We start from the raw sequence: 11,121 nt of genomic DNA, 5'->3' as shown, positions 1-11,121 counted from the left end.
TCTTGCGTTTCCAACCTTACCAGACTCTTTTTCCGTTCCGTTTCCGGTGAGGAATTCGAATCCTGTGGCCGATTGGAGTGGCCTGTTTGCCTTTCGGCTGACCCGACTTTATCAGAAGCATTTCGGTCGACCTAATCGACCTTCGTGATCCGGATTAAGAATCGAGAAGGCTCCGCGGAAATTCAATTCCCGTCGAGAGCGAGAGGGACTCTAACGGTCACACTCGCACTTGTCCAGTCCGAGGCAACCGTTTGAATCTACCTCCCCACTGCTCCCGTGTCAATGGGTTTCGTGGGGCGAAGAGGAGACTAGCAGGTCAGAGCAGGCGATCGCACATCAGGCAGCGGCCGGAAGTTCGGCGCTGCGGTCCGTCGCCTCCACGTCGCCCATGTCCCCCATTCGGGCTGCTCGGCCGCCCAGGATGTAGACGTACGCCAGAAAGACCAGCTCAGCGGCGATGCCGATGGTGATGCGCGCCCAGGTCGGCAGGCCCGAGGGGGTGACGAAGCCTTCGATCACGCCCGATACGAAGAGGACGAGGGCCAGACCGATGGCCATGCCGATCGCGGCGCGGCCCTGTTGAGCGAGGGCTGTGCGGCGGGATTGAGGGCCCGGGTCGATGACTGTCCAGCCGAGACGGAGGCCTGTGCCCGCGGCGACGAAGACCGCGGTCAGTTCGAGCAGGCCGTGCGGGAGGACAAGGCCCAGGAAAACATCGAGGCGACCCACCGACGACATCAGGCCGATGCCGACTCCGAGGTTCAGCACATTGAGAAAGAGGATCCAGATCACCGGGAGGCAAAGGAACGCGCCCAGAGTCAGGCACATTGCGGCGGCCTGGGCGTTGTTCGTCCAGACCTGGGCGGCGAAGGAGGCCGCGGGGTGGCTGGAGTAATACGTCTCGTACTCACCGCCGGGGCGGGTGAGCTGGCGGAGTTCGTCGGGGGCGGCGATCGCCGACTGGACCTCGGGGTGGGTGCCGATCCACCAGCCGATGATCGCGGCGAGGACCGTGGAGAGGACAGCGGTGGGTATCCACCACTGGCGGGACCGGTAGACAGCCGCGGGGAAGCCTGCGGTGAGGAAGCGGACCGCGTCTCGCCAGGTGGCGCGGCGGGTCCCGGTGACGGTGGAGCGGGCGCGGGCCACGAGCTGGGTGAGCTTGCCCGTGAGCATCGGGTCGGGGGCGCTGGACTGGATGAGGGAGAGGTGTGTGGCTGTGCGCTGGTAGAGGGCGACGAGTTCGTCGGCCTCTGCGCCGGTGAGGTGGCGTCCCCGGTGCAGAAGGTGGTCCAGGCGGTCCCACTCGGCGCGGTGGGCGGTCACGAAGACATCGAGGTCCATGGTCGGCTGCTGCTCCAGGCACTGGGTGTGCGTACGGTCCGTACTACTGCACTACTGCGGTACTACTGCACTACTGCGGTACTACTGCACTACTGCGACGCGCTGCGGGCCAGCTTGGCAGACTGAGGAATCAGGGGGCAGTGGAGACCTACGGAAAGGGGCGGGCAGCGGTGAGTGCGCTTGTGACGGGGGATGCGGTTGTACTGGGGCTGCAGCCGGCGAAACTGCCGAGCCGGGCGCTCGCCCTCGTGATCGATCTTGTAGTCGTGTGGACGGCGTATCTCCTGATATCGATCGGGCTTGCGTTGGCGACTGCCTCGCTGGACGAGGCGGCAGTCATGGCGGTGTCGATCGCGACGTTTCTGCTGGTCCTGGTGGGGGCGCCGATAGCCGTGGAGACCCTCAGCCATGGGCGCTCACTCGGGAAGCTCGCCTGTGGGCTGCGGGTGGTGCGGGACGACGGTGGGCCGATCCGGTTCCGGCATGCGCTGGTGCGTGGGGCGATGGGCGTGGTGGAGATCCTGATGTCGTTCGGGGTCATCGCCTGTATCGCTTCGCTGGTGTCGGCGCGGGGGCGGCGGATAGGGGATGTGTTCGCGGGGACGCTGGTGGTGCGGGAACGGGTGCCGGCCGCACGGGGAACGGTGGTGCCGCCTCCGCCGCCGTGGCTCGTCGGGCGGTTCGCCGAGCTCGATCTGTCGGGGGTGCCGGACGATCTTTGGCTTGCGATACGTCAGTACCTGACGCGGATGAGGCAGCTGGACCCGGCGGTGAGCTGGTCCATGGCCGGGCGGCTGGCCGGTGATCTGGCGGCGTGCACGGGGGCTCCCGCGCCGGAGAGAGTGCCGTCGGCCGCGTATTTGGCTGCTGTGGTGAATGAGCGGCAGGCACGTGACGCCCGTCGGGCCTTCGGTGCGGGGGCGAGGGCAGCCGCAAAGGCAGGGGGCGGTGGCGCGGTGGGCGCAGGCGCGGTGGGCGCAGGCGCGGTGGGCGCAGCCGCGGTGGGCGCAGCCGCAGGCACTGCGGGACCGGTGAATGCAGGCAGCCCGGTGGACGCAGGACCGGTTGACACAGGACCGGTGGACTCGCGCCCGGGTGCGCCGGGAGCGGTGATCGCCGATGCGGCTGGGGCCGCGGAGGCCGGCGGTGCTCGTGGAGCGGACGTGCCGCTCGGGGTGTCGGCAGGGGCCGAGCCGGTGACCAGGTCCGCCTCCGAGGCCGTGGCCGACGCACCTCCCACCACCGGATTCGCACCGCCTGCGTAGGCCGGTCGCCGGGAGAAGCCAGCGGGTCACCGGGAGAAGTCAGGGGAAGACCGAGGGCGGGGTCTCGAGGTCTTCGAGTTCGATGCCGGGGGCCGCGAGAACCACGTCGCCAGCGATGTGAACGATGTGCTGCTCACCCGTGTCCAGGGCGCTGACCTGGTATTCGTCCACTGTCAGGGGGCCATTGTCAGTGGCATGCGCTTCACTCTTCATCAGGGCCCAGGACTGGTCGAGAGTGCGGGGGGCGAGGACAGGATCCGTGAAGGCGACGAGGCGGACGCGCGTCGCGGGGGAGCCGGGGGTGAGGCGTAGGAGACGTGCGGTGGCGACAAGGAAAGCAGGGGATGTGCCGGTGAAGGCGTGGGCGCGGACATTGCCTTCGGTGGCATGAGTGCCGGTGGGGTCGGTGCGGACCCAGGTGACGCCGTCGAGGGCGGCACCGCGGACCTGCCAGCTCGCGGCGTGGAGTTCGAGGCGGATGGGACGGCCGAGTTCGTCGAGGGCGAGGTCGACGGAGCCGGCGTGGTCGCCGGAGGGGGTGGTGATCTGGGAGACGTAGCGCCAGCCGGAGGGGCCGGGGGCGCACTGGAAGTGTTCTTCGCCGAGTGGGGTGTGATCGTGCGGATCGTGGAGCGAATAGCGGCCGCGGGGCATGGGGGCGTAGGTGTCCTTGTGCGGTGAGGCTCTGGATGTGGAACCGGAGCCGGAGCCGTTCGGGGACGGTACGGGGCAGGCCCCCGACACGGGGGTGCGGGGGCCTGCCTGGTACCGCTGGTACCTGCTGCTGAGGGTGTGTCAGTAGCCGATCAGTAGCGGTAGTGGTCGGACTTGTACGGGCCCTCGACCTCGACGCCGATGTAGGCGGCCTGCTCCGGGCGCAGGGTCGTCAGCTTCACGCCGAGCGCGTCCAGGTGGAGACGGGCGACCTTCTCATCCAAGTGCTTGGGCAGCACGTAGACGTCGGTCGGGTACTCCTCGGGCTTGGTGAACAGCTCGATCTGGGCCAGCGTCTGGTCCGCGAAGCTGTTGGACATCACGAACGAGGGGTGACCGGTCGCGTTGCCCAGGTTCAGCAGACGGCCCTCGGAGAGCACGATCAGGACCTTGCCGTCGGGGAAGGTCCAGGTGTGGACCTGGGGCTTGACCTCGTCCTTGACGATGCCCGGGATCTGCGCCAGACCGGCCATGTCGATCTCGTTGTCGAAGTGGCCGATGTTGCCCACGATCGCCTGGTGCTTCATCCTGGCCATGTCCGCGGCCATGATGATGTCCTTGTTGCCCGTGGTCGTGACGAAGATGTCGGCCGTCTCCACGACCTCGTCGAGCGTGGTGACCTGGTAGCCGTCCATGGCCGCCTGCAGCGCGCAGATCGGGTCGATCTCGGTGACGATCACCCGGGCGCCCTGACCGCGCAGGGACTCCGCGCAGCCCTTGCCCACATCCCCGTAACCGCACACGACCGCCGTCTTGCCGCCGATCAGCACATCGGTGGCACGGTTGATGCCGTCGATCAACGAGTGTCGGCAGCCGTACTTGTTGTCGAACTTCGACTTGGTGACAGCGTCGTTGACGTTGATCGCCGGGAACAGGAGGGTGCCGTCGCGGTGCATCTCGTACAACCGGTGCACACCGGTCGTGGTCTCCTCGGTGACGCCGCGGATCTCGGACGCCAGCTGGGTCCACTTCTGCGGGGCCTCACCCAGGGTGCGGTTCAGCAGGCTCAGGATGTGGCCGTACTCCTCGCTGTCGGCCGTCGAGGGGTCCGGGGCCGACCCGGCCTTCTCGAACTCCACGCCCTTGTGGACGAGGAGGGTGGCGTCGCCGCCGTCGTCGAGGATCATGTTCGGGCCGCCGGTGGGGGTGTTCGGCCAGGTCAGCGCCTGCTCCGTGCACCACCAGTACTCCTCCAGCGTCTCCCCCTTCCAGGCGAAGACCGGGACGCCCTGAGGCGCCTCGGGCGTGCCGGTCGGGCCGACGGCGATGGCGGCCGCGGCGTGGTCCTGGGTGGAGAAGATGTTGCAGGACGCCCAGCGCACCTCGGCGCCCAGCGCGACCAGCGTCTCGATCAGTACGGCGGTCTGCACGGTCATATGCAGCGAGCCGGTGATACGCGCGCCGGCCAGCGGCTGCGCGGCGGCGTACTCCTTACGGATCGACATCAGACCGGGCATCTCATGCTCGGCGAGAGTGATCTCCTTGCGGCCGAAGGCGGCGAGGGAAAGGTCGGCGACCTTGAAATCCTGGCCGGTGGCGACAGTCGTCATGCGAGCTGCTCCTCGTGGTGTGGGTCGAGGGTGGGTACGGCTGGCTCTGCGGCGGCCATAGGCATACCAATGCCCGGGCACTTGCAGTGCAGTCCGTCGGAGGCCCTCTCTCCCTCGGCCGGTCCGCACAACGGGACCGCCCGACCGCCATCAGCAGCGACGTCTGACTCTGGTCACGAATCTACACCGATCGGCGCAGTGGGCCCCAGCCCGCCCACGGTAGGGTTCCGGCCACATTCAGGGTCCGTCGGCCGTGACAAGTAGGGCCGCGGGGCTTTTGATGGCGCGCTTGTCTGGTGCACGATGCTCTGCGGATCGGGGACATCCGCACGATCTGCGCCACGAAGTGTAAGGAGAACCACGTGACCAGTCCGGCGAGCGAGCAGCGGACGTTGAAGCTGCTTGCGGTGACCGCCTGTCCGACAGGCATCGCCCACACCTATATGGCCGCGGAGAAGCTGGCGCAGGCCGCAGACGCGCTCGGCATCGAGATGAAGGTGGAGACGCAGGGCTCCATCGGGGCCGAGAATGTCCTGACTGACAACGATGTCAAAAACGCGGACGGCATCATCATCGCCGCCGACAAGGACGTCGACCGCAGTCGGTTCGTGGGAAAGAAGGTGCTGGTCGTCGGGGTCGCCGAGGGCATTCATCACCCCGAGCGCCTGATCGAGCAGGTGCAGAACGCGCCGGTGCACGGGGCGGGCGGCGGACGCGGGGCCGCCACGCCGCCGACCGGCTCGGGCAGCTCTGGCGGTGGCGGTGGCGGCAAGGAGCGCAGCATCGCGTACAAGGCGCTGATGAACGGCGTCTCGTACATGATCCCGTTCGTGGTGGTGGGAGGGTTGCTCATCGCCATCTCGCTGGCACTGGGCGGCGACGCGACCTCGAAGGGCTACATCATCCCGGAAGGGACCTTCTGGGCTCACGTCAACGCCATCGGCGTCATCGGCTTCACGCTGATGATCCCCATCCTGTCCGGCTACATCGCCTACGCGATCGGCGACCGGCCCGCGCTCGTGCCGGGCATGATCGGCGGCTGGATAGCCAACACCGGTGAGCTGTACGACTCGAAGGCCGGCGCGGGCTTCATCGGCGCGATCGTCACCGGCTTCCTGGCCGGCTATCTGGTGCTGTGGATCAAGAAGGTCAAGGTCCCCACCTTCGCACGCCCGATCATGCCGATCATCGTGATCCCGATCGTCGCGACGACGGCGCTGGGGCTGTTCTTCATCTACGTCATCGGCAAGCCGATCTCGTGGGTCTTCACGCATCTCACCGACTGGCTCAGCGGCATGACCGGGACCAGTGCGATTCTGCTGGGCGCGATTCTCGGGCTCATGATCGCGTTCGACATGGGCGGGCCGGTCAACAAGACCGCGTTTCTGTTCGGCGCCGGGCTCATCGCGACCGGCAACCAGACCGTCATGGGTATGTGCGCGGCTGCGATTCCGGTCATGCCTCTGGGGCAGGGACTCGCCACGCTGATCCGGCGGCGGCTCTACTCGGAGCAGGAGCGGGAGACCGGTATGGCCGCGATCTTCATGGGCATGTTCGGCATCTCCGAGGGTGCGATCCCCTTCGCGGCGGCAAGGCCTGCCCAGGTCATTCCGGCGAACATGCTCGGTGGTGCGGTGGCCGGCGGGATCGCCGGTCTGGCCAGTGTGAAGGACGCGGTTCCGCACGGCGGCCCGATTGTGGCCGTGCTCGGCGCGGTCGGTGGGGTGCCGATGTTCTTCCTGGCCGTCGCCATCGGCACCGTCGTCACCGCGATCACCACGAATGCGCTGATCGACATCAAGGAGCGGAAGAACCGTGGCGCTGCGGGGGCGGGTGCCCTCGTGCCCGTCGGCGCGGGTGCCGGTGCTGGTGCCGGTCCCAGCGCTGGTGTTGGTTTGGGGGTGGCGCCGGAACCGGTGCTCGCCGGGGTCAGTGCCGGTACGGGAGCCGGTACGGGAGCCGGTACGGAGGTCTCGGGCCCCGGGGGCGTACGTACGGAGAAGTCGCTCACTCCCCCGCCCGCCGCAGCCGAAGCGTCCGAGGACGACGTGCTCTCCGGGTATCTGACCGCGCAGACCGTGAAGGTCCAGCTGGCCGCCGACAGCAAGGACGCCGCCATCCGCGAGATGGCCGCGATGCTGGCCACCACCGGCAAGGTCGCCGATCCCGACGCGCTCGTGGCGGCCGCCTTCGCCCGCGAGGAGCAGGGCACCACCGGGCTCGGCGAGGAGATCGCCATCCCGCACGCCAAGACCGATGCGGTCACCGCGCCGATCGTCGGGTTCGCGCGGTCGGCGGAGGGCGTCGAGTGGGGTTCGCTCGACGGCACGAAGGCCAAGTTGATCTTCATCATCACGGTGCCGGAGGCAGCCGCCGGCGATGAGCACCTGCGGATCCTGGCGATGCTCTCCCGCAAGCTCATGGACACCGGCTTCCGGGACCGGCTCTCGGCCGCGCCCGACGAGGCGGCCATCCTCGACGTGCTGCGCGAGATCCAGTAGCGCGTACGGGTACGACGCGACGGCCCCCCGCCCGTGTGGGCGGGGGGCCGTCGTGTCGTACGCAGCTCAGTCGTCCCCAGCTCAGTGGGCGGCGTCCGGGCCCGGGCCGCCCGGGGACTTCGCCGGGGTGACGCCCGCCGCTGCCGCCGACTCGCTGTAGATGTCCGGCTCCAGGTAGATCACGCGGGCGATCGGGACCGCGGCGCGGATGCGCTCCTCCGCCGCGTTGATCGCGGCCGCGACCTCCGCGGCCGTGTCGTCGTGCTGGACGGCGACCTTGGCCGCGACCAGCAGTTCCTCCGGGCCGAGGTGGAGCGTACGCATGTGGATGATGCCGGTGACCGTGTCGCCGTCCACCGCCGCTGCCTTGATCTTCTCGATGTCCTCGAGACCCGCGGCCTCGCCCAGCAGCAGCGACTTCGTCTCGGCCGCCAGGACGAGCGCGATCACGATGAGCAGGATTCCGATGCAGAGCGTCCCGATGCCGTCCCACACGCCGTTGCCCGTGGCCAGGGCCAGGCTCACGCCGCCGAGCGCCAGGACCAGACCGACGAGCGCGCCAAGGTCTTCGAGGAGCACGACCGGCAGCTCAGGGGCCTTGGCGTGGCGCACGAACTCCGTCCACGACTTCTTGCCGCGCGTCTCGTTGGACTCCCTGATCGCCGTACGGAAGGAGAACGTCTCGGCGATGATCGCGAAGACGAGGACGCCGACCGGCCAGTACCAGGCCTCGATCTCGTGCGGGTGCTTGATCTTCTCGTAGCCCTCGTAGATCGCGAACATGCCGCCGACCGAGAAGAGCACGATGGAGACGAGGAAGGCGTAGATGTAGCGCTCGCGGCCGTAGCCGAAGGGGTGCTGCGGGGTCGCCTCGCGCTTGGCCTTCTTGCCGCCGAGGAGCAGCAGACCCTGGTTGCCGGAGTCCGCGACCGAGTGGACGCTCTCAGCGAGCATCGACGACGAGCCGCTGAACAGGAACGCAACGAACTTCGCTACCGCGATTGCGAGGTTGGCGGCGAGTGCCGCCACGATCGCCTTGGTTCCGCCTGACGCGCTCATGTGTGCCGGATATCCCTTCGTGCCTACGTGGGTCGCCGCCCGGACTTTGCCCGGTCTTTGCGATGCGCCATTGTTGCAGCCCCTCAAGATGGCGCCGCGTCAGGCCACCACAGTGGCGCGGAAGACCGTGCCCGCGCCGCCGCCGGTGCCCGAGATCTCCGTCTTGTCCCCCGCCGGTACGAACGCCGACTCGCCCGGGGCGAGCGTCAGATCGCCGGCCGTCACGCTGCCCGACGTGCAGAGCAGGATCTGCGGGGTGGGCGCGGTGAGGCCGCGGGGCGCCGCGTCCGGCGCGAGGACGTATCGCGAGAGACGGAATTCGTCGATCGGAGTGTCGTAGACCTCTTCGCCCGACGGCGAGGCCTCGGGGCGCAGGACGCCGGGGTCGCTCGCCTCGAAGCGGACGATACGCAGCAGTTCCGGGACGTCCACATGCTTGGGGGTCAGTCCGCAGCGCAGCACGTTGTCGGAGTTGGCCATGATCTCCACGCCGAGGCCGTTGAGGTAGGCGTGCGGGACGCCGGCGCCGAGGAACAGGGCCTCGCCGGGCTGGAGTTGGACGTAGTTGAGCAGCATGGCGGCGATGACGCCCGGGTCGCCGGGATAGTGGTGCGCGATCGAGGCGTACGGGGCGTAGGCGCCGCCGAGCCGTTCCGCGGCGGCCGCGGCCTCCGCGACGGTGGCCGTCATCTCGTCGGGGTCGGCGGTCAGCACCGCGGTCAGGACCTCGCGGAGCGCGGCCTCCTCCGGGTGGGCGTGCAGGAGGTCGACGTACGGCTTGAGGGAGTCCACGTCGAGTCCGGCGACGAGATCGGCGGCTTCGAGGGGCGCACGGAAGCCGCACAGGCCGTCGAAGGGCGTGAGCGCGCAGATCAGTTCGGGCTTGTGGTTGGCGTCCTTGTAGTTGCGGTGCGGGGCGTCTATCGGGACGCCCGCGTTCTCCTCGGCTGCGTAACCCTCCTTCGCCTGCGCGAGGTTCGGGTGGACCTGGAGGGAGAGGGGGGCGCCGGCCGCGAGGAGCTTGAGGAGGAAGGGGAGGCGCGGGCCGAACTTCTCGACGGCCGCGGGTCCCAGTTCGCGTACCGGGTCGGCGGCGATCACCTCGGAGAGCGGCTGCTCGGCCGTGTCTCGGGTGACGCGGGAGGGCGCTCCCGGGTGGGCGCCCATCCACATCTCGGCCTGGGGCTCGCCGGTGGGGGCGATGCCGAGCAGTTCCGGGATGGCGGTCGTGGAGCCCCAGGCGTAGGGGCGCACGGTGTTGGAGAGGCGATCCATGGTCTTCCCGGTTCTTCCTGTCTTCCTGGTGCTTGCGGGAGGCGTCGTTACTTGGGGGTGTGGGAGGCCGCCAGGGCCAGGTAGACGGCGGCGAAGTCGGTGACGGCGAGGAGTTCGGCGATCGACTCGAGATCGGTGCCCTCCTCCGGTTCGAGCTCGCTGATCGCGGTGTCGTGGCTGAGCGCCAGTTCGCGGGCGGCGGGCGCGGCGCTCAGGCCGCCGACGGGGCGGTCGCGCAGCAGTACGACACGGGCCCGCAGCGCCTGCTGCTCCTCGACGCGGTCGCGGAAGAAGTCGTCCGGGTCGGCGCCGCCCGCGAAGTCGCCGGCGAGCAGCACACCATGGGCGGGGAGCGCCTCGGGGAGTTCCGCGGCGAGGGCGGGGCGGCCTGCCAGCTCTGCCAGTACGGCGGCGAAACGGCGGCCTGCCGGGGCAGCGCCCGCGCCCTCCGTCCAGATGAGCGGAAGGCTGTCGGCGAGCTCGGCCGCGAGCGTCTTGGCCGGATTGCTGTACGTCGCGATGGCAGGGCCGCACCGTTCGGCGGTGTGGTCGAGGCGGTCGGCGACCTTGGTGAGGGTCTCCGGGGGCGCTTCGAGCAGGCCGACACGGTCGAGGAGGACGAGGAGGGGGGTGAACAGGGCCCACAGCTCGCTGGGGCTCGCGGTCTGGATCTCCTCGTACGTCTCGTGCGGCGCGGTGGCCATGGGGACCACCAGGCCGTGGGTGCCGTCGACGGCCTCGGAGAGCGGGGAGCGCTCGGGGGCGACGGCGACGACGCTGCAACCGCGGCGGTACGCCTGCTCGGCGAGGAGGGCGAGTCCGGGTTCGCTGCCGTCGGTGGTCGCGACAAGGAGAAGGTCCACGGAGCCCGCCCAGCCGGGGAGCGCCCAGCGCAGCGCGCCGGCGGCGGGGGCTACGCCGGTGGGGTGGAGCCGGGTGACGGGGGCGGAGGCTCCGGCAAGGGCGCCGATGAGGTCGGCGACGCCGGTGGCGGCGGTGCCGGAGCCCGCGAGGAGGACGGCGCGGGGGCGTCCCTCGGGGCTGAGCTCGGCGACACCGGCCTCGGCGGCGTGCCGGGCGGCGGTGCGTAGACGCGCCCCGGCCTCTGCGGCGCCTCGGAGCAGTCCTCGGCGATCGGCGCGGGCCAGGGCTTCCGGGTCGTCGAGGAGCGACTCGTCGAGCATGAGGGTGGGCCTCCGATCGCCGTGCGGTGGTGGGTCAGGCGGGGCGGCGTGCCTCGTCGACGAGGAGGACGGGGATTCCGTCCCGTACGGGGTAGGCCAGGCCGCAGTCCTTGCCGGTGCAGATCAGCTCGGGGGTGTCGGCTGCCGTGCGGTCACTGAGGGGGGCGTGGCAGGCCGGGCAGGCGAGGATCTCCAGGAGGCCGGCTTCGAGCGGCATGTGTGGGGTGTC

At 69.5% G+C, this 11,121-nt stretch carries 9 protein-coding genes; 2 read left to right on the top strand and 7 right to left on the bottom strand.

Translation table 11 applies throughout. The features are described 5' to 3' along the window. Positions 1-336 precede the first annotated feature (336 nt). Positions 337-1,344 (bottom strand): stage II sporulation protein M, encoded by a 1,008-nt coding sequence (locus QFZ67_RS23610; RefSeq protein WP_307663068.1) that lies wholly within the window; start codon positions 1,342-1,344, stop codon positions 337-339. A gap of 170 nt (positions 1,345-1,514) precedes the next feature. Between QFZ67_RS23610 and QFZ67_RS23605 the strand changes: the two genes are divergently transcribed. Then, entirely contained in the window at positions 1,515-2,609 is a 1,095-nt protein-coding gene (locus QFZ67_RS23605) for an RDD family protein (protein WP_307663067.1), read from the top strand. A gap of 39 nt (positions 2,610-2,648) precedes the next feature. Here the strand turns inward: QFZ67_RS23605 and QFZ67_RS23600 are convergent, their stop codons facing one another. Both QFZ67_RS23600 and ahcY read right to left on the bottom strand, forming a co-directional pair. Continuing rightward, complete coding sequence (locus tag QFZ67_RS23600; protein WP_307663066.1) at positions 2,649-3,263, bottom strand: hypothetical protein; 615 nt, start codon at positions 3,261-3,263, stop codon at positions 2,649-2,651. A 152-nt stretch (positions 3,264-3,415) separates the two neighbouring features. Then, positions 3,416-4,873, bottom strand: a complete 1,458-nt coding sequence (gene ahcY, locus QFZ67_RS23595) for an adenosylhomocysteinase (protein WP_307663065.1) — start codon at positions 4,871-4,873, stop codon at positions 3,416-3,418. Positions 4,874-5,235: 362 nt separating this feature from the next. Here ahcY and QFZ67_RS23590 point away from each other — a divergent pair, with 362 nt between their 5' ends. Further along, the gene (locus tag QFZ67_RS23590) at positions 5,236-7,374 is read left to right on the top strand and encodes a fructose-specific PTS transporter subunit EIIC (protein ID WP_307663064.1); all 2,139 of its coding nucleotides are present in this window, start codon (positions 5,236-5,238) and stop codon (positions 7,372-7,374) included. A gap of 81 nt (positions 7,375-7,455) precedes the next feature. On the opposite strand, the gene QFZ67_RS23585 is transcribed toward QFZ67_RS23590, so the two are convergent. The 4 genes from QFZ67_RS23585 to QFZ67_RS23570 all read right to left on the bottom strand — a co-directional run bounded on the left by QFZ67_RS23585 (position 7,456) and on the right by QFZ67_RS23570 (position 11,109). Continuing rightward, positions 7,456-8,433, bottom strand: a complete 978-nt coding sequence (locus QFZ67_RS23585) for a cation diffusion facilitator family transporter (protein WP_307663063.1) — start codon at positions 8,431-8,433, stop codon at positions 7,456-7,458. A 99-nt stretch (positions 8,434-8,532) separates the two neighbouring features. Then, a complete protein-coding gene (manA, locus tag QFZ67_RS23580; RefSeq protein ID WP_307663062.1) occupies positions 8,533-9,708 on the bottom strand; it encodes a mannose-6-phosphate isomerase, class I in 1,176 nt (391 codons plus the stop codon). A 47-nt stretch (positions 9,709-9,755) separates the two neighbouring features. Next, positions 9,756-10,892, bottom strand: coding sequence for an SIS domain-containing protein (locus QFZ67_RS23575; protein WP_307663061.1), 1,137 nt, complete (start codon positions 10,890-10,892; stop codon positions 9,756-9,758). 34 nt (positions 10,893-10,926) lie between these two features. Continuing rightward, positions 10,927-11,109: a Trm112 family protein gene (locus tag QFZ67_RS23570; RefSeq protein ID WP_307663060.1), complete on the bottom strand. Its 183-nt coding sequence runs from the start codon at positions 11,107-11,109 to the stop codon at positions 10,927-10,929. Positions 11,110-11,121: the final 12 nt, after the last annotated feature.

The organism is Streptomyces sp. V1I1, from assembly GCF_030817355.1.
In the GTDB taxonomy this organism is placed as follows: domain Bacteria; phylum Actinomycetota; class Actinomycetes; order Streptomycetales; family Streptomycetaceae; genus Streptomyces.
This window is presented reverse-complemented; position numbering and strand designations above follow the sequence as displayed.